Raw genomic sequence first — 24747 nt, forward strand, 5'->3', positions numbered from 1 at the left:
ACACCTTACCTTGGGGAAGGGGGGGCGCCCAAACGAGCGCTATACGTTGAGCGTCCATGCTCCAGTGGTAGCGCCGGCCGTAGATAGAATGGACAAGCCAACTTAGCCTCAGGCATCGTTGCGTCTGTCATTGCCTTTAGGCAAGCTTGGCCGTTGCTCCCCCAGCAACACGAGACCCGGAGCCGCTCACGCCCCCCGCGCTCCCGGCTTTGGGTCTCAACCGGCCGTTGCCCGTCAGCTTTTCGTCGGCTGAGACTTGGTCCATCGCTCAGCGGCGAATTCGCCGGTCATAGCCCCCTTGGTGCCCTGCTTCATGATCAGTTCACGGTGGGGATAGGGGATTTCTATTCCGTTCTCCTTGAAGGTGTCCCAGAGCGCCAGCAGCACATTGCCGCGCACATTGGTCAAGCCCTGCTGGGGATCGCGGATCCAGAACCGCAGGACGAAGTCCAGTGAGGATTCGCCGAAGCCCGTAAGCCAGCAGACCGGCCTGTGGTCGGCCTCCACGCGGTCGACGCCCAGTGCAGCCTCTATCGCCAGTTGGATGACCTTATGCGGATCAGCCTCGTAGGAGACGCCGAAATTCACGTCGAGCCGCACGAGCTTGTCACTGAACGACCAGTTGATGACCCTCCGGGTGATGAAGTCCTCATTGGGGATCAGGTATTCGCGGCCGTCGCGCGTTACCACCGAGACAAACCGCGCCCGCAATTCGCGTATCCAGCCGAACGTGCCTTCGAGCGAGATTGTGTCTCCCGGTTTGATCGACTTGTCGAGAAGGATGATCACGCCGGAGATGAAATTCGAAACGACCTTTTGCAGTCCGAAGCCAAGGCCGACTCCCACAGCGCCGGAAAATACGGTCAGCGCCGTCAGGTCGACGCCGACGGAGGAAAGCGCGACGACACCGGCGACCAGCACCAGGCCGATCTTGGCGATCTTTCCAATGAGAACGCGGACGGAGGGTGTCAGCTCTTCGGAACTGCGGATACGCTCATCGACATAATTGCCGACGATGATCGCAAGCCAGAGGGTCGCGACAAGCAAAAGTGCGGCCTTCAGCACCGTTAGGGCCGAAAGGCGAAAATTGCCCAGTGGAAATGAAAGGCTGTCCAGGAAAGCCGAAGCCTTGTCATTGATGCCTAGAATGACAAGCGCAGCAAAAATCCACGCCAGCCAGCCGATGGTACGAGCGACAAGCCGATTGCGGATGATGCGCGACAGCACCGACACAATCAACCAGGCAGCGGACAGCGAGAGGAGATGAGGTGGGTCTGGCTTGGTTCTGTAATGCCGCGTAGGAAGGTGAGAACGGCAAGCAGGAAGAAAGTGAATAGAATCCAGTCGGTGCGCCGCAACAGCGCGATTACGACCCTCAGCAGTCCAGGATGCCCTTTGATCTGGCGTGCCCTTGCCACCAGGGTCGGTTTGATACGACTCGCCAGAAGCTTGGCGGCCAGGAACAACGAGACGACGATAGCGGCTTGATAGAGGAACCAAGGAGAGGCGACATAGTCGAGCCATGCGCGGGCCCAGACCAGAGATTCATCAACGGCGTTGCGAAAATCCGTTTCCACACAACCGTTATGGTGCAGGCATTGGGGATGGCAAGCTTCGTCCCGTGAGCCGCTCAGATGCCGTAGGAATCTAGGGCGCAGAATCCCCCGGATCTTTCGTGACGGCAGGATTCACGCCTAGCGACGGTGTCACTCCACACTTTCCGGGACCTCGCCTGATTTGGTGACAGCCGACATGCGGTGCCCACCCAAGGATAGCAGCGCCCAAATGACGAAGACCGTCACGAGTCCCAGCAAGATCCAGTAGGGCCACCGACGATAGCCGCGGTGTCGTTCAGGGTCGGGTTTCGGGTTCATTGCACCTCCTCGGCCAGAATCTAACCCCAGTTCTCCAACCTTCAATCACCGCAAGGAGGCGCCATGGACAAAACTGACGATTGGCTCCGGGTTAGAGATCCTTGAGCGCAGCTATCAGACGCCCGTCGTCTCACCCGAGGCGGGCTTCCTTTTGCGTTTAAGTGCGCCGTCTTCTCCTTGGGCTTCTTTCCCTTGGGGCGCGTTTGGCTGAACTTCTCGATGAGTACCCAAACAACCAATGGGATCTCCCGAAAGCTGGCGACAACGCGAGTTTTGGCGGCTGGCGGAGTAGGGTCAGGTTATTCCAAACTTCAGCACGCTATGAGGTCTGCCATGTTCGTCCCCATCCTCGTCCCAGGGGGCTCGGCAGCCATTTGATGCCGATAAGGTGATCGCCACGACTGCGATGGTCACTGGTAACAGCGAGGATTCAACCATTGCTCGCATGGCGATATATCGTCAACCATGTCGCTGTTGCGCCTGATGAGCAGGGCCGAGCCAATTGCTAAGGCCGCGATGAGGATGACCAGCACAATCAAGCGTATGGACATCGTCGGGTTCATTGCTCGTGCCAGATCATCGGTCGATGCCAAGTCGGGCGGTGCTGTGGGCGTGCAATGAAAAACCCTCGCGTGTCATCCGCCGGCCGCCCTATTGGCCTCCTCGATCTTCCACTTTTCCTCAAGCAGAATTTGCGCTGCCTGGATGACGCCAATCGCCTCTACGATCGTCTCTTCCATTTCCGCGTCGGAGAATTGGTCGACCAGATTCGCCGCCTCGTTGAGGTAGTAGACTATGTCCTCAGGGCCTCCGCTAGCGTCCACCGGGCTTTCCGAATATTTGATCTCGTCTCGTAGAACACGGATCGTCACCGATGCCCGTTGCAGCAGCTTGACGCGCTCTCGGCTCGTGAGTGTGCCGACATCATTCGCGGCTCTGAAGAGCTCAAAAATGAAGTTATGTATGCGGTCGATCATCGCCCATCTTAAGTCATGAGTACCATTTCTAACAATAAGCGTATCTTCTAACAGTTGTGTTCGTTAACATGCGGGTCTATTGCCGTATTTTATCCAATCTCTTCTGCCGCTTTCCCCTACCTGATGTTCGGTATCGCCCGAGATGTGCCGCGCCGTTTTCCCTGACCTGATCGGCAAGTTAGTCGGCGCTAGACTAAATTCATGGTCTGGGAGAGACGGACCATCTTCGCCAACGGAAATTCTGCCCGCCTTGGTCCCAGGGCGGACCCTTTTTCTTTTCACCTGACCCGATAGTGGATCACAAAGGCCGCCGTTCCAGCAGGCATCCATGCCGAGGTCGGCGATACGGTGAAATGGGTCAATATGGACGCCGTTGCTCATTCGGCAACGACCAAGGGCGGCTGGGATGTTACCGTCCGTCCGCACAAGAGCGCCAGCGCGGTCATGACGAAGGCGGGGGAGTTTAATTACCACTGCCGCTTTCACCCGAATATGACGGGTCACATTACCGTAACGGCCCCATAGCCAAGCTCTGCCGCACGATCACCCAGCCTGCCTCGGTCTCGGGGCAGGGAGTCTACTGCTTCAGACTGGCTGACCCAAAGTCAGATCGACCAGAAAACCGCGTTAACGTTCGGGCCGCTGACGAGAGGCACATCACGAGCTCTTTCCTATAGACGCGCCCGAAAAGCGGCATAAACTTCCGCGTAGGTGTTAGCATTTCGGGCGTGTATTCGGCACGCGAAGAGTGCGGTTCATGTTCAGTCGCCGTTCCTTCATGCTGGGGCTGTTCGCCGTGTTTGTAGTGCCCCAAGCGACCCTTGCCGCTGGGCACAGGACGGTCAGGCACAAGAAACACTTCGTTCTTAACCCCAAATATGCCCCGCAGGTCGTCGCGTTCCCCCGTTACTATGCGCCCGGCACGGTGGTGGTCGATCCTCGTAATCGATTTCTGTACCTGGTTGAGCAGCCAGGTGTAGCCCGGCGCTACGGCGTTGGCGTGGGCAAGGCTGGTTTGGCTTGGTCCGGCCACGCCGTTATCGGCCGCAAGGAAGAATGGCCGCGCTGGAAACCAACCAAGGACATGATCCGACGCAGTCCGCACAAATATCGCAAATACGCCAAAGGCCTTGAGGGTGGCCCGCGCAACCCCCTTGGCGCGCGCGCGCTGTATCTCTATCACGGAGGGCGCGACACGCTCTATCGCATCCATGGCACCAACGAGCCATGGACCATCGGCCATGCGGTTTCCAACGGCTGCATTCGCATGCTCAACGAGCATGTCGAGGACCTCTATAGCCGCGTAAATATTGGGACGCCGGTTATTGTCCTTTAGATGAAGGAACCGGGCACCCAGCAGTCGAGGGGAGGAGCGTCTTCCAAGCCAACGATTGTTGTGCGTCTGAATGAAGACACGCTTCGGTCACGGGGCGTCGCTTGTTTCTTTATCTGCGTGCCAGGCTCGGTGAGCGCTCCTTCCACGAAACCGCCGAGCCTCTGGCCGCTCCTGTTCACTTGCTGTGCCGGGTGCAGTGCGATTATTTCTCGGATACGCCCGGCGGGCGCTTGTCCGACTTACCGTCTTGCATGAGCCGCCAGTCACTGCGCTGCCCGACATAGCGGGTGAGTGCCTCGGCCAGGGCGGTCTCCTCCGTCACGCCCTCTTGATATTGGCGGATTAGAAAGCGCGCGGCTTCGTCGATGCCGTCGGACAGACGTGCGCCAATGAGAACACGTTTGATCTTTTCTATGTCTGACGAGGATAAGTAATGATGACTTGAAGACACGCATTTCCTCCGGGGTTTTGTTGTTGTTGTTTTCCCCCGAGTGGCTGCGACGCCAGTTAAGTACAATGCCGTCATATATGCCGCGCGTCCAGAGAATAACGGAGCCCGTTGTGACGCAGAAGCCAGCAACTGAGGCGGCCTTTCTGTTGCCTGCTCGGTTCGTGTCACGTTCCTATTTTTCGTGCTGGCAAGGAGCGCCCCATGACCGCAACGATAGATCCGGGTGCACGATCCGAACGGATGTCCAGGATTCGAGGAAAGGATTCGAAGCCAGAGATGGTCTCCCGGAAAGCCTGTCCTGCATTTCGCCGGCGTAAAAATTGATTTTCGTGCGGCGCCGGGCGTGTCGGCCTTGCGCCCACCTCGGTCATTCGGACAGTCGGAATCTTCCACCGAAAGCGGACATGCTCGCCGCCTCCGCACCGAGAATTGGACAGAAAGCTCCAGAGCCCTACCGGTGCGCCGCGCCGGGTGAAGATGACAACTACGTTCATGCTATAGCCCTACGTTCGGACTCATGGTGGGCCGCATGAAGGTGCTGGCAATGGGCGGAACCGGCGTGACCGGGGCCAATACCGCCAGCACGCCGGAGCTCCCCCTGGTTCAACGAGGCAGTCGCCTCGGTTCATCATCGCCGGGCTACGTCACCTTCGTGAAAATGACTGAAAATTTCTCTGGCCAGCCCAGATTTTTCATCATTTGCGGCGGCCAGCCTCTGCGCGATACCAACACCACGGTGACGTTAAGAGGGTTGTCCGGAGATCGTCATGCTGACCTTCTGCCACGCTCCCCAGAGTTGGCGTCCGACTGGATCGGCCGTGGCTCGTTCCCACGCTGGTCAGGCCGCCAAAGCAGGTAAATCCATCACTGAGGTAAACATGCGACTATCCACTTCTCTTCCGCTGGCGACATATTTGCTGGTTGCCAATCTGATCTTCCCTGCCTGGGCAGAAACCGTTACCGAAACCGTGGCCCAGGTGGAGGCTAAGCTGGGTGGCCGCGTAGGCATCGTGTTGCAGCAACAGGGCGCGGCGCCCGCGGCGGAACATCGCCCGGATGAACGCTTTCCCCTAGCTAGTACGTTTAAGGCCCTGGTTTGTGGAGCGGTTCTCGCAAAAGTGGATGCGGGAGAGGAAGATCTCAGCCGCACTATCCTGTACGGACCCGAGGCCTTGGTCACCTATTCACCCGTCACCGAAAAGCATGCCGGACGAGGTATGACGGTAGGCGATCTTTGCGACGCAACGATTACGCTCAGTGACAATACCGCGGGTAACCTTCTGCTGGACAGCATCGGTGGCCCAGAGGGGCTCACTGACTTCCTCCGTCGAACCGGTGATGCAGTAACCCGCCTGGATCGTTGGGAGCCCGAGTTGAACCAAGCCTTGCCAGGCGATCAACGAGATACCACCTCGCCACGTGCCATGCTGGCCACAATGGAAAGGCTCCTGTTCAGTGATCTGCTGACCCCTGCCTCACGCGCGCAACTTGAAAAATGGATGATAGCTGATCAGGTAGCCGACGAGTTGATCCGCGCCAGCCTTCCCGAAGGCTGGACCATTGGCGACAAGACCGGCGCTGGCGAACGTGGTTCCCGTTCGATCGTCGCGGTCATCCGCCCGCCGTATGGTGACCCTTGGCTAGCGGCAATCTACCTCACCGGCAACGAGGCGGATTTGAAGACACGCAATGATGCCATTGCTAAGATCGGCGCCGCCATGGTCGAGACGATCAAGGCCCAGTAATCGGGTCTGACCAGGCTGGGGCATTGATGAACAACCAGCGCACGCGGCTCAGCTTTGGCCGTCGCGCTGGCCGCCCTGCTCGGCTCCGGCGGTAGGGGCTCGCCTTGGAACCGGGGAACGCTGGGACCTGAGGCCCCGGACCCCCATGCCAGAAGGGAAAACCTCGATCCCAGTTCCTTCTCTACGACAGCGGAGTTCTGGAGATGACCGGGTACCAGAGGCGGCCCCTCTGGTAAAACAGCATGGCTGATTGGATCGTGGAGGCCGAGTGCGGCGCCGACGGCTTCAACAACCCAGAACTTAGGGTTACCCTTGATGAACAGGGCGATCCACCTCATGCGACTGGACATTTGAGCTGATGGCAAGCTAGACGGGACGATTAGATGTGCAGATTACGGATGCAACAGCATGCAGCGGTGAGAGCTCGTGGCAGTTACGATCAAGGATATTGCTAGGCGAGCCGGGGTGTCGACTGCAACAGTGTCGAAGGTTCTGAACCGAAAGGATTCGGTTATCGGGGACGAGACTCGCCAGAAGGTTCTGTCGCTTGCCCGTGAGCTGAACTACACGCCGAACTCGCTTGCGCGCTCGCTCGTGACTCGGAAGTCGCTCGTCATCGGCATCATCGTTCCCGATATTCTGAACCCCTATTTCACCGAGCTGGTGAGGGCCTGCGACGATGCGGCCCGTCTGCGGGGCTATACGACGCTCGTCTGCAATTCGGAGGGAGTGCCGGAGATCGAGACGGCTCACCTGACCTCCTTTGGGGGGCATCGCGTGGATGGGATATTGCTGGCTGCGAGCGACGTAATTCCGGACACTGAGCTTCTCGATGCCTTACGCATCCCCGTGGTTTGCATGGACAGGGAGATCGGGCCGACGAAGCAACTCGTCGCGACGGTCGACACGGATTACCGAAGCGGAACCTTCCAGGCGACTCGGCACCTGATCGAGAAGGGCCACACCCGCATCGCATTTTTGAGTGGTGACCCCCATCGGTCGAACACGCAGATTCGTCTGGCGGGCTACAAAGATGCGCTGGGCCAGTCGGGCATTCCCTTTGACCCTGAACTGATACGGTGCAAGGAGTTCCAGCATAGGTTTGGCCATCAGGCGACATTGGATCTGCTCGACCGCACGCAGTTCTCGGCGATCTGCTGCATGAACGACATGCTGGCGATCGGCGCGATGGTGGCTCTGCGGGAGCGCGGCAGGCGCGTGCCTGACGACTGTGCCGTGATCGGATTCGACAACATCTATCTGTCGCCGTTGCTCGAGCATCCGCTCTCCACCGTGGACAGGCGCATTGCCCATACGGGGCGCGTCGCGACGAATGCCCTGATCGATTTTCTCGAAGATGCCGATCGGAAGGGCGCGGCCATCACGATCATACCCACGGTTGTCAGCCGCACCACGACCTAGCCGTGCGCGAAGGCGGCGCTGCTCTGATGTCTTGGCACTGTTCCTGAGCTCATTCCAGGCCCTCTCCAAGCGTTCATTTTGTCCCGCTCGGTTCGCGTGAAATCGCGCCGCTTTTCGTCGTCAGACAACGTCATTTAGCATTCTCTATTGGAGGACTTGACGGATCAAATGCGATCAAAGTACACGTTTAACTGCGTTAAGGTACACGTTTAACTAACGCGAGAACGACCGGATTCCGATTGACAGCGGGAATCCCGGTTGGCATTTGTATAGACATTATGGATCGATCTCGCCGGCGCAGGATGCCCCGGCATCCAGGGAGGGGAATGACAATGTTGAAACATCTAATGGTGACGGTTGCATTGGCGGCAATGACGGCCGGCGCGGCGGCGGCCGACTTCAATCCGGCGATCGTCTACGGCACGAGCGGCAAGTTCGACAAGTCGTTCAACGAGATGGCCTATACGGGCGCGGAAAAGTTCAAGGCAGACACCGGATCCGGCTATCGTGATTTCGAAGCGCAGGCGGATTCCCAGGCGGAGCAGGGCATCCGCAACTTCGCCAGCCGCGGCTTCAGCCCCGTCATCGTGACGAATTTCGGCTACAAAGACCAGTTGGCCAAGGTTGCCAAGGAGTTCCCGAATATCGATTTCGTGATGCTCGACGACGTGGTCGATCTGCCCAACGTCCGGTCTGTCACTTTCAAGGAAGAGCAGGGCTCCTATGTGGTCGGCCTGATTGCGGCGCTCACCTCGAAGACGAAGGCCGTAGGCTTCATCGGCGGCATGGATATCCCGATCATCCGTAAGTTCGGTTGCGGTTTTGCACAGGGCGCTGCTGCTGGCGGTTCGACGAACATCATTCGCAACATGACGGGCACGACGAATGCCGCCTTCAACGATCCGGTGAAGGGCGGCGAGATCGCTGCGTCCCAGATGGGGCAGGGTGCGGATGTGATCTTTGCCGCGGCCGGCGGCACAGGCATCGGCGTCCTGCAGAAGGTTGCGGACGCTGGAAAGTTCGCGATCGGCGTCGATTCCAACCAGAATTACATGCACCCGGGCGTCATGCTGACCTCCATGGTCAAGCGCGTCGATGTTGCAGTCTACAACGCCCTCAAGGACGCCAAGGAAGGCCATTTCACCGGCGGCGTGCAGTCGCTGGGTCTGGCTGAAAATGGCGTCGACTGGGCGCTGGACGAGCACAACCGCAACCTGATCACGCCGGAGGTTGAGGCGGCGGCCACGAAGGCGAAGGAAGGCATCGCCGCCGGCACACTCATGGTTCACGACTACATGACGGACGACAAGTGCCCCCTCTAAGGGGTGGTTGGGCGAGCGCTTGAGCGCTCGCCCGGTTTGCCCGGTCGGAGCGTTGTCTGGAGGGGTCATGAAAGCGGAAATCAGCGCCGCGCAGCACGTGCTGGAGCTTGTCGGCGTCAACAAGAGCTTCGGCTCCGTGGTTGCGAACAAGGATGTCAACTTCGCGGTCGAGGCCGGCAGCATTCACGGTATCGTGGGCGAGAACGGCGCCGGAAAATCGACCCTGATGTCCATTCTCTACGGCTTCTATCAGGCGGACTCCGGCAAGATCCGCATCGACGGCAAGGAGGTCGGCATTCCCGACAGCCGTGCCGCCATCGCGCATGGCATTGGCATGGTGCATCAGCATTTCAAGCTGGTCGAGAACTTCACGGTTCTGGAAAACATCGTCCTCGGCGCGGAAGAGGGTGCCTTCCTGCCGTCCAGCCGGCGCAAGGCGCGTCTGGAACTGCAGCGCCTCGCGAAGGAATACGAGCTGCAGGTCGACCTCGAGGCGATCACGGAGGATCTGCCGGTCGGCGTCCAGCAGCGTGTGGAGATCCTCAAGGCGCTCTACCGGCAGGCGCGGATCCTCATCCTCGACGAGCCGACAGGCGTGCTGACGCCGAGCGAGGCGGACCACCTGTTCCGCATCCTCCGGCGCCTTCGCGACGAGGGCAAGAGCGTCGTCCTCATCACGCACAAGCTGCGCGAGATCATGGATGCGACGGATACGGTTTCGGTCATGCGGCGCGGCGAACTGATCGCCACCGCCCCGACTGCGTCGATGACGAAGGAAAGCCTTGCAGAATTGATGGTCGGCCGCCGTGTTCTGTTGCGCGTCGACAAGTCGCCGTCCAGGCCGGGAGAGATCGTCTTCGACGTAAAGGGGCTGAATGTCCGTGATCAGCGCGGCGTGCGCATGGTCAAGGACGTGTCCTTCAGTGTCCGCGCCGGGGAAATCGTCGGCATCGCCGGGGTTGCCGGCAATGGTCAGACCGAGCTACTCGACGCGCTGGCGGGAAACTGTGTGCCGGAAGCCGGCACGGTTCTTCTGGACGGCAAGGAGATCGCGCCCGATCCATTCAAGCGCAGGGACGCGGGGATCGCGCACGTCCCCGAGGACCGGCACGCCATTGGCCTCATCCTGTCGTTCCCGCTCAGGGAGAATGCGAGTCTCGGTTATCATCGCCGTGCTGAATTCGGGACAAGCCCCATGCTGAAGCGATCACAGCTCCAGCAGTACGCGCAGCAATACATTTCCGAGTATGACATCCGCCCGCCCAATGCCGACCTGCGCACTTCGCTCTTTTCGGGCGGCAACCAGCAGAAGATCGTGTTGGCGCGCGAGATCGAACATGATCCGGCGATGTTGCTGGTCGGCCAGCCCACGCGCGGCGTCGATATCGGCGCGATCGAGTTTATCCACCGCAGGCTGATCGAGCTGCGCGACCAGAACAAGGCAATCCTTCTAGTGTCGGTGGAACTCGACGAGATCAGGGCGCTATCGGACCGCATACTTGTCATGTTCGATGGCGCGATCGTCGGGGAGACAAGCCCGGACGCATCGGAGCGCGAGCTGGGGTTGCTTATGGCCGGCGTTACGCAAGAAGATCAGGGAAGAGGTTAGATGGCCAGCTTTCTCAATATCAAGCAGGTCGTCGAGTTCGCCGCCCTGCCGCTCATGAATGTCGCCGTCGCCCTGCTGATTTCCGGGCTGGTCGTGCTTTTCGTGGGGCAGAATCCGCTGGAGGCAGTTGGTTATCTCGTCAGTGGTTCGCTGGGGTCGGGGGAGGGGATCGGCTTTACGCTCTACTTCGCCACCAGTTTCATGTTCACGGGGCTCGCGGTGGCGGTGGCATCGCATGCGGGACTTTTCACGATCGGTGCCGAAGGGCAGGCCTATCTCGGCGGTCTTGGCATCGCATTCGTCTGCCTGTCGCTCGATCGGATCGTTCCCTGGTACGTGACGATCGTGCCCGCGGCTGCCGCAGGCATGTTGTTCGGAGCCGCATGGGCCTTCATTCCGGCCTACCTTCAGGCAAAGCGCGGTAGCCACCTCGTCATCACGACGATCATGTTCAATTTCATCGCTTCCTCGATCATGATCTACGTGCTGGTCAACCTGATCAAAGAACCCGGCAGCATGGCGCCGCAGACACGCCTCTTTGACAGCGGTGGCCTCGTGCCGAAGCTCGGCGAAATTCTGCCGGTGAACATCGGCACCGCACCGCTGAACGTCAGCCTGTTCCTAGCCATCGCTGCGGCGGTCTTCGTCTGGGTCCTCATCTGGAAGACCAAGCTCGGTTTCGAGATCAGGGCAACGGGCGCAAATCCGGCCGCTGCTCGGAACGCGGGGATCAGCTACGTCAAGATCACCATCGTCTGCATGCTGATTTCTGGCGCGCTGGCGGGTCTGGCGGGGGTCAACATCCTGATGGGCGACCTCGGCAAGCTGCAGCTCGATTTTCCGGCCGGGATCGGGCTGGTTGGGGTCGCCGTCGCCCTCATGGGCCGCGGCCATCCGGTGGGGATAGCAGTGGCATCGGTCCTGTTTGGCGTCCTCTACCAGGGTGGCGCGGAAATATCCTTCTGGATGCCGAACATTACGCGCGAGCTGATCATACTCATCCAGGGGCTGGTCATTCTCTTCGCAGGCGCGCTGAGCCTTATGTTCCGAAGCTCGGTCTACTCCCTGTTCGATCTCTTTCGCCCCAAGAAGCCTGAGGCCTGAGTGATGCAAGAGTTCATGTCCACCGTCATCCTCCTACTGAGCTCGACCCTTCGTCTGTCGGTGCCGCTCATATTGTGCGGGCTCGCCGGCCTATTCTCGGAACGCTCGGGAGTGTGGGACATCGGCCTGGAAGGCAAGATGCTCTTTGCCGCCTTCGCGGCTGCCGCAGCCGCTTATCAGTTCGATTCGGCCTGGATCGGGTTGTTCTTCGCGGTCCTTGTCGCCGTGCTCCTCAGTCTCATCCATGGTTTTGCCTCCGTGACGCACCGGGGCAACCAGATCATCTCCGGGGTTGCGGTCAACTTCATTTCGTCAGGTCTGACAGTTCTTCTGGCGGTGGGCTGGTTCGCGATGGGCGGCAGAACGCCTCAACTTCAGCCCGAGGCGCGTTTCCCGACTGTGGTTCTTCCCTTCGCCGAGGAGATGCGCTCGGTTCCCGTTATCGGCGCGGTCTATGCCGATCTGATTTCCGGCTACAATATTCTCGTCTACGTTGCCTTCGCCGCCGTGCCGATCACGTGGTGGGTGTTCCATCACACGCGGTTCGGGCTGCGTCTGCGCGCCGTCGGCGAAAATCCCGCTGCGGTCGACACAGCCGGTATCTCCGTCGACTGGCTTCGTTATCGGGCTCTGCTCTGCGGCGCGATATTGTGCGGCATCGCTGGTGCCTATCTCTCGGTGGCACAATCAGCCGGCTTTGTCCGGGAGATGTCCGCGGGCAAGGGGTACATGGCGCTGGCAGCACTGATCTTCGCCAAATGGCGTCCGATTCCCGTCTTGTTCGCGTGCCTTCTTTTTGGCTTTCTGGAAGCCCTTTCCATCCGCTTTCAGGCAATCGACTTCGGATTGGGCCCGGAACTCTCCACGCAGATCGTCCAGTCTCTCCCCTATGTCCTCACAGTGGTTCTGCTGGCCGGATTCATGGGCCGCGCCATTCCGCCCAAAGCCGGTGGCATACCTTATACGAAAGAGCGTTGAATGACTGAACGTATTATCATCGATTGTGATCCAGGTGTTGACGATGCCGCGGCGATCCTGCTCGCGCTCGGGTCTCGCGAAGTCGAAATACTCGGCATCACCGCGGTTGCCGGCAACATCCCCATCGAGAAAACGGAGGCCAATGCGCGGCGTATTTGCGAGCTGGCCAACCGGACGGATATTCGCGTTTTCCAGGGCTGCGGCCGGTCGCTGCTCTACCCCGACCGGGCGGGCGTCACGGTGCATGGCGATGACGGGTTGGGCGACATCGGCCTTCAGAAGCCATCGTCCGCCCCGGCTGAACGCTCCGCCGTGCAATTCATCATTGATCAGGTGCGCTCTGCACCGGGCGAGGTAACCATTGCGACGCTCGGCCCGATGACCAATATCGCCGTCGCGCTCGCGATCGATCCCGGCATCGCACCGCTGATCAAGCGCATTGTCTTCATGGGCGGCGCCGCTTTTTGCTCGGGCAACATCAAGGAACGGGCGGAGTTCAACTTCTATTTCGATCCGCACGCCGCCCAAGCGGTCATGGCCTCGGCCATTCCCATGGTCATGTTCGGCCTCGATGTCACCCACAAGGCGATCATCACGAAGGAGCGGACGGAGCGGTTGAAGCGTCTCGGGAAGATCGGCAGCACCATCGCCGATATGCTGACCGCCTATGGCGCCGGCGACCCCTGCCTGCACGATCCCTGCGTCATCGCCTATCTCATCGAACCGGAGATATTCTCCGGCGTTGATGGATTCGTCGAGGTCGACTGCAACTCGTCCCTTGCCATCGGACAGAGCGTCGTCAGCGTAACCCAGAGGGAACTCGCCGGCCGCGCGCCGAATTGCCTGGTCATGACCGACGTCGACCACGACCGCTTGTTCGCTCTTCTCGAAGAACGCTATGCTCGCGTGGAGCTCGAAGCCGCGTAGATTGCATTCTCGCAATACTTCGTTTTGCCAAATGGCTTGGGCGGAAGCTGATCCGAGATCAGATGGCTTCCGCCTAATCTGCAGTGGCCGTCAGGGTGACGTTGCCAGTATTATGCCAGCGTACCCAGAGATGGCGGCCATTGTCGCTTTTGCGGCTGTATGGGCGAAGAATTGGCCGCCATCGAAAGGGAGCTCCCAGTTCGGGCTGACTGAACCCTCCATGCTCTCGCCACGACGCGAATTGACCCGGAGGCGAGTCCGGACTTCCGATTGCGAACGGTAGCTTCGCGCCCATGTCCGCCATAGTGACAGGCTCGACCGTTTCCTGAAACCGGACATCGCGAGTAGCCGTTTGTCCAATTCAGGAATTGGTCCCCTCCACGGTCAATTGAGCCCGGTGTGAAATGCCGGCTCAACACGTACGTCACGTTGGTTCCGGCGTTCGCATCCCGGACCTTCAAGTGCTTGATGTCATGGTTGACGCTGAAAATATGGGTGGCACTTGAGCTGTACTGGATGCCGCCCATTATGGAGCAGGAATTCGATGACGTGGTTGATCCGACCTGCTCACTACAAACTGGGTCATCCGGGTTGGAATTTTCTACGTATTATCCGGTGATGCAAGCGGAGGTTCCATGAAAGCATCGAAGTGCATGGAGGCGCAGATCGTGTTTGTGCTGAAGCAGGCACAGTGACGATACGCCGATTGGGGAGGTCTGCCGGAAGGCCGGGATTAGCGACGCGACGTTCTACAACTGACGCAAGAAGTATCCGGCTTGATGTCGTCGAACATGTCAGGGCCTTCGCCGAAGGGCAAGGCGTGACGATCCGGCCGCGGCCCGCAAAGCCACATCATCGCCGAAAAAGTTGGCGCCAACGATGCGGCGTCATGCCGGCGGATTGCTTCAGCGCGGTGGTGAAGTGACTCTGGCTGGAAAAGCCGCAGTTTTCGGCAATCTCGCAGATAGAGGCGTTGGTGTCGGTCAGCAATTCCTTTGCCTTTTCCAGGCGCTCCTGCATGAGCCAACGATGCGGAGTTTCGCCCAGTTCCTGATAGAAGCTGCGGGCGAAATGTCTTCGGCTGAGGCCCGCAGCTTCGGCCAGGTGCTCCAGGCCGATCTCGTTCCCGAGATTGTTGTCGACGAATTCCTTGACGCGCTTGAGCCGCCATTGCGGTAGCGCTATCGCCGTATTCGGTTGAAGATCCGTCCCGGCCTTGAGCAGCAATTGCGAAAGGATCGATGTCAGCAATCCGTCTGCCAAATGGTCGTGGGCAACCTCATGTCCGGCGGTGGTCTCCCAAAGTCTATTCATCAGCACTTCGATGAAGGGGTCGGCCCATGTATGTTCGCAGAGCTTCCAGAATGCCGCTCCGATCTGTCGCGGACATGCGGCGCCGAGGACGTTACGAATCGTATCGTTTGGAACCGCGAGAACCAGGATCTTGCGGCTGCCGTCTACCTCCCATCTGCTCTCGGTCTCGGCCGGGACGACGAGCATTCGGCCGGCCTCCGCCTTCTGGCGATGACGATACTCGCCGATCTTCCAGCCCCAATTGCAATTATTCTGGACCTCGAGGGGAAGGGCAAGAACCGTCTCGTCAAATGCCGGATCGCTAAAATCGTGCGGCCCTTGCTCGACAAGTATCATGCGGAACGCTAGTCGCCCCGAGGGGCGACGATGCTCTTGAGGGAACTTCCCGTAACCCGACCCCTGATAAAAGTCAGAATAGTCGCTCCATGCGCTATTCGACATTGGAGGACCTGACCGAGAATTCCTTTGCATCTGGCCGCCCTGCCACCGAGAATGAGCCTACAATGGTTGTGCACACTTGCCGGCGCGTTGATAAGCGGAACGCCGTGACTAGGCAATAGGCCCTCCTTGGCGCGGCTCCGCTTCAATTGGCGATTTACTGTCAAAAATGGCTCTATGGAGCAAGCACGGCCACGCCCATGGGGCTAGGTTGGGGAGGATTGTCGAACATCGAGCCTCAGCCCTGACGCAAGAGGACGAGTCCGACGCCTGTGCGCCAGGAAAGAAGCGGAATGCCAAAGATAAAGTCAGCGATAATTGGCTCAGGCAACATCGGGACCGACCTGATGATGAAGATCATGCGCAACTCCACGACTTTGGAGGTTGCGGCGCTCATAGGCGTCGATTCCGGTTCCGACGGCTTGGCGCGCGCGGCGCGCGTCGGTGTCGCAACGAGCCACGACGGCATAGATGGCCTGGTGCGCATGCCCGAATTTCAAGACATTCGTATTGTATTCGACGCGACTTCTGCCGCCGCACATTCGAAGCATGATGCGATATTGCGCCGGCATGGCAAACAGGTCATCGACCTCACCCCGGCTGCCATAGGTCCCTACGTCGTCCCGCCGGTAAACCTGGACAGCCATCTCGATACGCAAAACGTCAATATGGTCACCTGCGGCGGGCAGGCAACGATCCCAGTCGTGGCGGCGGTAAGCCGCGTCGCGACGGTGCATTATGCCGAGATCGTGGCTTCGATCGCTTCGAAGTCGGCAGGACCCGGAACGCGGGCAAACATCGACGAGTTCACCCATACGACCTCGCGGGCATTGGAAAGCGTCGGGGGTGCGGTTCGAGGAAAGGCGGTCATCGTTCTCAATCCGGCTGAGCCGCCGCTGATAATGCGAGATACGGTGTTCTGCCTGTGCGACACCGCCGATGTAGGGGCGATAAGGGAGTCCGTCGAGACCATGGTCCGGTCGGTCCAGGAATATGTTCCTGGCTACCGGTTGAAACAGGAAGTCCAGATCCAGCGTATCGGCGCGGATGCCCCGCTGCGCATGCCGCAGAGAGATGCGCCGTTCACGGGCCTGAAAGTCTCCGTTTTCCTCGAGGTGGAAGGTGCCGCGCACTATTTGCCGGCCTATGCCGGCAATCTCGATATCATGACGTCGGCAGCGCTGCGGACTGCCGAGCGCCTCGCCGAACTTCGCAACTGGAATTGATCGATGCCGAGACTGTTCATCCTCGATGTGACGCTGCGTGACGGCATGCATGCAATCCGCCATCAGTACGATCTGGGCCATGTCCGCGAAATAGCCAGCGCGCTTGACGACGCGGGCGTCGATGGGATCGAGGTCGGTCATGGCGACGGGCTGGACGGCTCCAGCATTGCCTATGGGTTCAGCCGCCATACCGATATCGCCTATATCAGGGAGGCTGCGAAAGTCTGCAAGCACGCAAAGCTGACCACCGTGCTGCTTCCCGGCATCGGCACAATCGACGACCTGAAACGGGCGCGTGACGCAGGCATACAGTCGATCCGCATTGCCACGCACAGCACCGAGGCGGATGTCTCCGAGCAGCATATCGCGGCAGCCAAGGAGATGGGGCTCGATGTCTCGGGGTTCCTGATGATGTCTTCGGCCAATTCCCCCGACGGGTTGGCCGGACAGGCGCGGTTGATGGAAAGCTATGGAGCGGACTGCATCTATGTCGCGGACTCGGCGGGCGGCTTGACCATGCGCTCCATTGCCGAGCGCTTCCAGGCCTTCGACGCCGTGCTCGATACCGGTACGCAGCGTGCCATCCATGCCCACGAAAATCTTTCCCTGTCCGTGGCGAACTCGGTCACGGCGGTGGAAAATGGCGCAACCAGGGTCGATGCTTCGCTCGCGGGCATGGGCGCTGGCGCCGGCAACTGTCCGATCGAGGCTTTCGTGGCGGTGGCCAACCTCTATGGATGGGAACACGGTTGCGACCTGTTCAAGCTTCAGGATGCGGCTGACGACCTCGTGCGTCCGATCCAGGATCGCCCGGTTCGCGTGGATCGTGAGACGCTCACACTCGGCTATGGCAGCGTCTATTCCAGCTTTCTGCGTCACGCAGAGAAAGCTGCCGAGCAATTTGATCTCGACCCGCGTGCGATCCTGATCGAGATCGGTCGGCGCCGTTTGATCGGCGGGCAGGAAGACATGATCGTGGATGTGGCGCTCGATCTGGTCGAGCGGGGCAATGCCTAATGCCGACATCGGGAAGGGGTTAAGGGCGGCGAGGCGTGTACGCAGTGGCCTGCCTGTGAAATTTCCGACCTTTTGAAAGAAAAAATCCGCGGACAGAAAGTTTATGGTGCCTTTTGCAAATCGGCGGCAAGGGGGCAGACGTCCACCGCCGGTATGTGGGGGAAAACATAAAACCATGATGACGCGGCACGCAGAGAGAGCAAACTACCTTATCGGGGGCGGTTCGCCGTTGAGCCGGCCTGGAGGCTGGAGACGGGTTTCTGCCGGTGCGATTTGTCGTCCATTCGCCAGGCGTGCTCGATTTGGCGGAGCCCGCAAAGCACTGTGACGAACGCATTTCCGATTCTGTCCTGTGAGAATCTGACGATGGACTTCGGCTCTTTTCGGGCCGTTGACGCCTGTTCATTTTCCGTTGCGAAGGGTTCCATAACCGGCCTTGTCGGACCTAATGGCGCCGGCAAGACCACGGTTTTCAACATGATCGCCGGGGCCCTGCGTCCTAGCAGTGGCCGGATCGTATATCGCGGTGAGGACATCACTGCGCTCGCTCCCGATCGGCGGTTTCACAAGGGGGCCGTGCGCACCTTTCAGATACCTCACGAATTCCATCATCTCTCCGTCATCGAAAATCTGATGGTGGTGGCTCCGGCACAGCCGGGGGAGTCGCTCCTAAGCAACTGGGTCAGCCCTGCGAGGGTGAGGAAAGCCGAGGCCGAGACCTCGCGGAGGGCATGGGAGGCGCTGGAGTTTTTGGAGCTGACCCATGTTGCACACCAGCGCGCGGGCCAGCTATCGGGCGGCCAGAAGAAGCTCCTCGAACTGGGGCGGACCATCATGACAGATGCGGAACTGGTCCTGCTCGACGAGCCGGCTGCCGGCGTCAACCGCACCCTGCTCAGGAAGCTGGAAGAGAAGATCGAGTATCTCAACCGGGAGCGCGGCTACACCTTCATTCTTATCGAGCATGACATGGAAATGATTGAGCGGTTGTGCGAGCCGGTCATCTGCATGGCCGAGGGCAAGGTGCTTATCGAGGGGAGTTTCCAGACGGTGCGTTCCGACCCGCGTGTTCTCGAGGCGTATCTGGGAGAGAGGCAGGGAGCCACCGCATGACTGCCCTGCTGACCATGAAGAATCTGCGTGGCGGGTATGGAGACGCGGACATCATTTTTGATCTTTGCATCGAGGTCGCCAAGGGTGAGATCGTGGCCATCGTCGGACCGAACGGAGCGGGCAAGTCCACGGCCATGAAGTCGATCTTCGGCCTGCTCGATATCCGCGCGGGATCTATTGCTATCGGCGAAACCGACATTACCGGCTGGGTTCCAAATCGTATCGTCAAGGCCGGCATCTGCTACGTCCCGCAAGTGAAGAATATCTTCAGCGAAATGACCGTCCATGAGAATTTCGAGATGGGGGCCTTTCTTCGCAAAGGCGACTACAGCGCCGCGCTTGATCGCGTCTACAACCTTTTCCCCGATCTCAGGACGAAGCGGAAAGCGACAGCCGGCAGCCTGTCGGGCGGACAGCGCCAGATGGTCGCCATGGGGCGTGCATTGATGCTGGATCCGCAGGTTCTACTGCTGGACGAGCCCACCGCAGGCCTTTCGCCAAAATACATGGAGCAGATCTTCCAGATTAGCCGCGATGTCCGCGATAGCGGCGTGGCGATCCTTCTCGTTGAACAGCATGCAAAGCAGGCTTTGGCTTTTGCCGACCGCGGCTATGTGCTCGCAGCCGGCCGTAACCGACATGAAGGTCCGGCCTCCGAGCTCTTGGCGGACCGTCATATCGCCGAAATGTTCCTAGGCGGATAGGCGGATAGGCGGCAATCGCAATGGACATACAAAGTTTCATCAACTTCTTTCTGCTTCCCGGCGTCGTCCAGGGCTCCATCTACGCGCTGGGCGCGATAGGCATTACCCTTGTCTTCGCCATCATGCGCTACGGCCACTTCGCCCATGGCGACCTCGCCACCTTCGGCGCCTTCATCGCACTGGCCTTCACCACGGTGCTTGGTTTGTCACCTTATGCAGCGCTGCCCCTGGCGGTGCTGGCCACCGGCGCCTTTGCAGTTGCCATAGACCGGCTGTTTTATGCGCATTTGCGCGCCATGCCCAAAATCATCACCACGATTGCATCCTTTGGTGTCGCTTTGATGTTGCGCTCCTTCGTCCAGGTTGTTTGGGGTGTGAATACGACCAGCTACACGCGGGGCATCACCCGGCCGGAAAACTGGTTCGGGATCCGGGTCAAGAGCCATGAAATCGTGACGCTTCTAGTGGCCATTGCCCTGGTCGTCGCGTTGCATCTGTTCCTGACCAGGAACAAATGGGGCAAAGCAATGCGCGCCATGTCCGACAACCCGGAACTCGCTTTGTTTTCCGGCGTCGACAATGGAAAGGTCATCGCGCTCACATGGATCATCGCGGGCGGTCTGTGTGCGGCTTCTGGCTTTTTCCTCGGCCTGAATACCGAGCTCAAGTCGCTGATGGGCTGGAACATCCTGTTGCCGACCTTTGCCGCCGCCATCCTGGGTGGCGTCGGGAGGATCGAAGGCGCGATTGTCGGAGGGTTGATCGTCGGGATCGCGGAAGAACTCTCCGTCCTGGTTATTCCCGGCGAATACAAGGTGATGAGCGCCTTCGGGATACTCCTTCTCGTGCTGCTCTTCCGCCCGACCGGTCTGTTCCGCGGCAAGATACTCTAGGGAGGACGTCTCATGGAATGGATCACCGTCCTCAACTACCCGGTCTATCTGGCGATCTTCATCTGCATTTACGGCTGCCTCGCCATCGGGCTGAATATTCAATGGGGCTATGCGGGCCTTTTCAATGCCGGTGTCGCGGGGTTCTTCGCGATCGGCGCCTATACCTCGGCGATCCTGACGTCGCCATGGGCCGAAGGCCGCCTCGGCGGCTTTGACCTGCCATTTCCCGTTGGGCTCGTCGGCGCGATGCTACTGGCCGGTCTGCTAGCGTGGCCGATCGGCAAGATATGCCTGCGCTTCCGGTCCGACTATCTGGCGATCGTCACCATCGGCGTGGCCGAAGGCATTCGTCTCGTTGCGCGCTCCGAGGAGTGGTTGACCAATTCCGCGCGCGGGATCAGCGCCGTCCCTCGACCTTTCGGCGACCTGCCTTACGCCAAGGCGCAACTGGTCTATCTGGGCATCACCGCACTGATCCTGCTCGTCGCTTATGTGCTTGTCCAGCGACAGGCCGTCTCGCCCTGGGGCCGGATGATGCGTGCTATCCGCGATAACGAAAGCGCGGCTCAGGCCATGGGCAAGGACGTGCCTTACCGCCGCCTCGAAGCCTTCATCCTGGGTTCGGCGCTGATGGGCCTGGCGGGCGCGCTGTATGTCCATCTCGCCCGCACCATCACTCCGGACGCCATCGACCCGATGCTCATCACATTCCTGGTCTGGATCATGGTCATTCTGGGCGGGTCGGGAAACAACCGTGGCGTGCTGCTCGGGGCGATTATCGTCTGGGTCATTTGGTCCACATCCGAGATCGTGACCGATCAGTTGCCGTCGGAATACGCCTTGAAAGCCAAATACGGCCGCATGTTCCTGATCGGGCTGCTGCTGCAACTCGTGCTTCGCTTCCGGCCCGAAGGGATCTTGCCGGAGAAGTTGCGCAAGGAACCCCGGGAGGAGCGGCCGGTGGGGGAACAAGCTTCCGCCACACAGGCCACCGGGAACATCATCAATTGAGTTTACCCAGCAAGGCGAATGGCTCGCCGACCTGACAACGATGGAGGATGGAATGAAAACGAAGCACCTTGGACTGGCCTCGCTGTTGCTGGGGGCGAGTGCCCTGGCGACGCCGGCGCTTGCCGACGTCAATATCGGCCTGCTGAACGGGATTACCGGCGGCGCCGCTGCGATGGCGCCGGCAATAACCAAGTCGCTCCAGTTCGCAGTGGATCAGATAAACGAACAGGGCGGCGTCCTGCAGGGTGAAAAGCTGGTCGGCATCATGGCCGACGACGGGTGCAGCCCGCAGGTCGCCGCTGACGCGGCCACCAAGCTCGTCAACGTCTCGCAGGTCATCGGCGTGGTCGGGCCCTTGTGCTCGGGAGCGCTGATGGCGGCTGCCAATTCGGCGACGATCCCGGCCGGTGTCATCCTGATCTCGCAGTCCGCGACGTCGCCCGAGATCACGACACTCAAGGACAACGACTTGGTGTTCCGGACGATTCCGTCGGACGAATATCAGGGCCAGGCGCTGGCGCGGACGCTGCTGGACCGCGGCACCAAGAAAGTAGCCGTTTCCTTCATCAACAACGACTACGGCAAGGGCATCGCCGAAGCGTTCAAGAAGGAATACGAGGCCAAGGGCGGCGAAATCGCCGGCTATGAGGCGCATGAGGAAAACAAGTCGTCCTACCGCGCCGACCTTGCAGGGTTGGCCCAGGGCGGTGCCGACACACTGGTCTTGCTTGACTATGGCGATACGTCCGGCCTGACCGTCCTGCGCGAGGCGATCGAGAACGGCTTCTTCGAGAAGTTCGTTGGTGCCGAGGGCATGAAAACATCCGCTCCGATCAAGGCGATCGGCGCTGACAATCTTACGACCTTCATGGCCTCCGCGCCGGTGAGCACGAAGTCCGAGGCTCTCGATATCTTCAACAAGGTATTTGCCGAAGCTGGCGGCGACATCAACGCCAGCTACGTCGGTCCTTCTTACGATGCCGTGTTTCTGCTGGCGCTGGCCATTGAGAAGGCTGGCGGCGACAAGTCCAAATTGTCGGAATCGCTGCGCGCCGTCTCGAACGGCGAGGGCGAGCCCATTCTTCCCGGCGAATGGAAGAAGGCCAAGGAACTGATCGCTGCCGGTAAGGCGATCGACTACAAGGGCGCTTCCGGTGAACTCAACTTCGACGCCAATGGCGACGTCCCAGGCAGCTACGCCCTGTTCAAGGTCGCAGGCGACGACTGGGCGGTCGAAACCGAAATGAAATGAACCATGCCAGCGCGGCGGGTTCGAACCCGCCGCGCCGACACTATCCAGCCCTAAACGCGACCGCGATCGGACGAGAAGCAGGTGCGCGCCCGTGGAAACATTGCTGCCGGCCCTTGCCGATGAAGTGAGAGTGTGACGATGAACATCCGGCTTGCCAAACGCATGTCCCAAGTGAAGCCATCCGCCATCCGCGAGCTTTTGCGGCTCGGCGCTGATCCAAGCATCATGTCCTTTGGCGGGGGCTACCCCGACGCTTCCTTGTTCCCGCTCGAACAGTTGGAGGCAGTCTTCCGCGCTTCGATCGCTGGCAATGGGCGGGAGACGCTGCAATACACCGTCTCCAACGGCAGCCCGAAGCTGCGCGAGCAGATCGCTACGCGAATGACGCGCGACGGCATCACCTGCGGGGCTGACAACGTGCTGATCCTGCAGGGCGGCCAGCAGGGGCTGGATCTTGTGGCAAAAATGCTGGTCGACAAGGGCGACGTCATCGTCACGGAAAATCCGACCTTCCTGGGCGCACTCATCGCTTTCAACCCCTGCGAACCCCGCTATGCCGCCGTGCGCATGGATGATGACGGCATGGACATGGACGACCTCGAGCGGACGCTTGAGCGCAACCCAGGGGCCAAGCTTATCTATACCGTGCCCGACTTTCAGAACCCAACCGGCGTGACGCTAAGCCTGGATCGCCGCAAGAAACTGGTCGAACTGGCGAACAGGTTCGATCTCGTCGTCTTGGAAGACACACCCTATCGCGAAATCCGCTATCAGGGCGAGCCGATCCCGCCCATCAAGAGCTTCGACACCGAAGGCCGTGTCATCTATCTCGGCAGTTTCTCCAAGATTCTCGCGCCCGGCTTGCGGTTGGGCTGGGCCGTCGCCTCCGAGGAACTCACCCAGCAGCTTGGCCTGCTGAAGCTTGCCGCCGATACCCAGTGCAGCACGCTGAACATGGCGGCGGTATCCCTGTTCCTGGAAAAATACGACATCGATGCGCACATCGCGTCTATCCGCCAGATTTATCGCCACAAGAAGGACCTGATGCTCGACACCATCAGGCGCACCTTCCCACAGGACGTTGCATTCACCGAACCGAGCGGCGGCCTTTTCACCTGGCTGACCTTTCCGGAAGGCTTTGACACCGCTCGCTTCATGGCTGACCACGCGTTGCCGGAGGCGAAAGTTGCTTACGTCCCCGGCGCGACGTTTTTCCCACTCCAGCAGGAGGTCAATCACGCGCGCGTCAGCTATTCCACTCAAACGGACGAAGTCATCGTCCAGGGGATCACCGCGCTCGGCAAGCTGCTGACCGCAAGGCGCAACGCCTGACCTTTGCCGGCAGCCTGCAATCAAGGAACGAACCGATGCCTACAAGAATCCACAGCACACGTCCGAACAGCATGGCGCATGACGTTCTACGAGGCTGGGCCTCGGTCCCCGTGACGATTTTGTCGGACGTGACTGGCGGCCGGCTGCTGACGGATAGCCGGATAAGGCCGCTTCGCCCGTTCCAACTCGGCACGCGGATGCTCGGTCAGGCTGTCACCGCCTGGTGCGAACGTACCGACTTTGGACCGTCGCTGCATGCGATCGACATTGCCGGGGAAGGCGACATCGTGGTCATCGACGCTGGCGGCAGCATTGACACGGCGTATGTCGGCGAACTGCTGTGCGGTGCCGCTCGCCGAAAGAAGATTGCCGGCCTAATCGTCAACGGCGCAGTTCGCGACATCGACACGATCGCAAGCTGGCCCGATTTTCCCGTGTATTGTCTTGGCACCACTGCGCGCGGACCCTTGTCGAAGGAGCGCGGCTTCGTGAACGGACCGATCGTTTTCGGCGGCATTCCGGTGAAGCCCGGCGATGTCGTTCTGGGTGACAATGATGGTCTTGCTATAGTTCCAGCGGAAGAAGCCGAAGCCCTTCTCGCCCTGGCTCTAGAACGCGTTCGCCTCGAAGAACAATGGGCGGCGGAACTGGCGGAGGGCAGGACTTTGCTCGATGTGTTCAGTGTCCCGGACGCCATCTAGA

At 59.9% G+C, this 24747-nt stretch carries 21 protein-coding genes and 2 pseudogenes; 19 read left to right on the forward strand and 4 right to left on the reverse strand.

What is annotated here, in order from left to right:
- Positions 1-234: 234 nt before the first annotated feature.
- Together M2281_RS11885 and M2281_RS11890 are read right to left on the reverse strand one after the other, a co-directional pair.
- Positions 235-1577: pseudogene (locus tag M2281_RS11885) on the reverse strand (mechanosensitive ion channel family protein).
- A 932-nt stretch (positions 1578-2509) separates the two neighbouring features.
- A complete protein-coding gene (locus M2281_RS11890) occupies positions 2510-2851 on the reverse strand; it encodes a hypothetical protein (protein WP_280821375.1) in 342 nt (113 codons plus the stop codon).
- A 324-nt stretch (positions 2852-3175) separates the two neighbouring features.
- Here M2281_RS11890 and M2281_RS11895 point away from each other — a divergent pair, with 324 nt between their 5' ends.
- Entirely contained in the window at positions 3176-3376 is a 201-nt protein-coding gene (locus M2281_RS11895; protein ID WP_280821844.1) for a cupredoxin domain-containing protein, read from the forward strand.
- 232 nt (positions 3377-3608) lie between these two features.
- On the forward strand, positions 3609-4187 hold the full coding sequence (locus M2281_RS11900) for a L,D-transpeptidase (protein ID WP_280821376.1): 579 nt from the start codon (positions 3609-3611) through the stop codon (positions 4185-4187).
- A gap of 202 nt (positions 4188-4389) precedes the next feature.
- On the opposite strand, the gene M2281_RS11905 is transcribed toward M2281_RS11900, so the two are convergent.
- Entirely contained in the window at positions 4390-4638 is a 249-nt protein-coding gene (locus M2281_RS11905) for a hypothetical protein (RefSeq protein WP_280821377.1), read from the reverse strand.
- Positions 4639-5516: 878 nt separating this feature from the next.
- On the opposite strand from M2281_RS11905, the gene bla reads away from it, so the two are divergent.
- From bla to M2281_RS11945, 8 genes and pseudogenes are all read left to right on the forward strand, one after another.
- Positions 5517-6383, forward strand: coding sequence for a class A beta-lactamase (gene bla / locus M2281_RS11910; protein WP_280821845.1), 867 nt, complete (start codon positions 5517-5519; stop codon positions 6381-6383).
- A gap of 426 nt (positions 6384-6809) precedes the next feature.
- Complete coding sequence (locus M2281_RS11915; RefSeq protein ID WP_280821378.1) at positions 6810-7805, forward strand: LacI family DNA-binding transcriptional regulator; 996 nt, start codon at positions 6810-6812, stop codon at positions 7803-7805.
- Positions 7806-8137: 332 nt separating this feature from the next.
- Positions 8138-9127: a BMP family lipoprotein gene (locus M2281_RS11920; RefSeq protein WP_280821379.1), complete on the forward strand. Its 990-nt coding sequence runs from the start codon at positions 8138-8140 to the stop codon at positions 9125-9127.
- Between the two features lie 67 nt (positions 9128-9194).
- The gene (locus M2281_RS11925) at positions 9195-10736 is read left to right on the forward strand and encodes an ABC transporter ATP-binding protein (RefSeq protein ID WP_280821380.1); all 1542 of its coding nucleotides are present in this window, start codon (positions 9195-9197) and stop codon (positions 10734-10736) included.
- A complete protein-coding gene (locus M2281_RS11930) occupies positions 10737-11840 on the forward strand; it encodes an ABC transporter permease (protein WP_280821381.1) in 1104 nt (367 codons plus the stop codon). It abuts the gene before it with no gap.
- Positions 11841-11843: 3 nt separating this feature from the next.
- Positions 11844-12818, forward strand: coding sequence for an ABC transporter permease (locus M2281_RS11935; protein WP_425537729.1), 975 nt, complete (start codon positions 11844-11846; stop codon positions 12816-12818).
- A complete protein-coding gene (locus tag M2281_RS11940; RefSeq protein ID WP_280821383.1) occupies positions 12819-13745 on the forward strand; it encodes a nucleoside hydrolase in 927 nt (308 codons plus the stop codon). It abuts the gene before it with no gap.
- Between the two features lie 635 nt (positions 13746-14380).
- A pseudogene (locus tag M2281_RS11945) lies at positions 14381-14501 on the forward strand (transposase); the annotation flags it as partial.
- 96 nt (positions 14502-14597) lie between these two features.
- Here the strand turns inward: M2281_RS11945 and M2281_RS11950 are convergent.
- The gene (locus tag M2281_RS11950; protein ID WP_280821384.1) at positions 14598-15395 is read right to left on the reverse strand and encodes an AraC family transcriptional regulator; all 798 of its coding nucleotides are present in this window, start codon (positions 15393-15395) and stop codon (positions 14598-14600) included.
- Positions 15396-15790: 395 nt separating this feature from the next.
- Between M2281_RS11950 and M2281_RS11955 the strand changes: the two genes are divergently transcribed.
- The 9 genes from M2281_RS11955 to M2281_RS11995 all read left to right on the forward strand — a co-directional run bounded on the left by M2281_RS11955 (position 15791) and on the right by M2281_RS11995 (position 24746).
- Positions 15791-16723, forward strand: coding sequence for an acetaldehyde dehydrogenase (acetylating) (locus M2281_RS11955; RefSeq protein WP_280821385.1), 933 nt, complete (start codon positions 15791-15793; stop codon positions 16721-16723).
- Between the two features lie 3 nt (positions 16724-16726).
- On the forward strand, positions 16727-17740 hold the full coding sequence (dmpG, locus tag M2281_RS11960) for a 4-hydroxy-2-oxovalerate aldolase (RefSeq protein ID WP_280821386.1): 1014 nt from the start codon (positions 16727-16729) through the stop codon (positions 17738-17740).
- A gap of 366 nt (positions 17741-18106) precedes the next feature.
- Entirely contained in the window at positions 18107-18853 is a 747-nt protein-coding gene (locus M2281_RS11965; protein ID WP_280821846.1) for an ABC transporter ATP-binding protein, read from the forward strand.
- Positions 18850-19557 carry an ABC transporter ATP-binding protein gene (locus M2281_RS11970; protein ID WP_280821387.1) on the forward strand — a complete coding sequence of 236 codons (708 nt, stop codon included), beginning with the start codon at positions 18850-18852 and terminating at the stop codon, positions 19555-19557. Before M2281_RS11965 ends, M2281_RS11970 begins: the two co-directional genes overlap by 4 nt.
- Positions 19558-19577: 20 nt before the next feature.
- Positions 19578-20450, forward strand: coding sequence for a branched-chain amino acid ABC transporter permease (locus tag M2281_RS11975; protein WP_280821388.1), 873 nt, complete (start codon positions 19578-19580; stop codon positions 20448-20450).
- Positions 20451-20462: 12 nt separating this feature from the next.
- Positions 20463-21461: a branched-chain amino acid ABC transporter permease gene (locus M2281_RS11980; RefSeq protein ID WP_280821389.1), complete on the forward strand. Its 999-nt coding sequence runs from the start codon at positions 20463-20465 to the stop codon at positions 21459-21461.
- 52 nt (positions 21462-21513) lie between these two features.
- Positions 21514-22713 carry an ABC transporter substrate-binding protein gene (locus tag M2281_RS11985; RefSeq protein WP_280821390.1) on the forward strand — a complete coding sequence of 400 codons (1200 nt, stop codon included), beginning with the start codon at positions 21514-21516 and terminating at the stop codon, positions 22711-22713.
- A gap of 138 nt (positions 22714-22851) precedes the next feature.
- Positions 22852-24045: a PLP-dependent aminotransferase family protein gene (locus M2281_RS11990; RefSeq protein ID WP_280821391.1), complete on the forward strand. Its 1194-nt coding sequence runs from the start codon at positions 22852-22854 to the stop codon at positions 24043-24045.
- A 35-nt stretch (positions 24046-24080) separates the two neighbouring features.
- A complete protein-coding gene (locus M2281_RS11995; protein ID WP_280821392.1) occupies positions 24081-24746 on the forward strand; it encodes an RraA family protein in 666 nt (221 codons plus the stop codon).
- Position 24747 lies beyond the last annotated feature (1 nt).

The sequence above is a fragment of the Pseudaminobacter soli (ex Li et al. 2025) genome (genome assembly GCF_029892515.1).
Lineage (GTDB): Bacteria > Pseudomonadota > Alphaproteobacteria > Rhizobiales > Rhizobiaceae > Pseudaminobacter > Pseudaminobacter soli_A.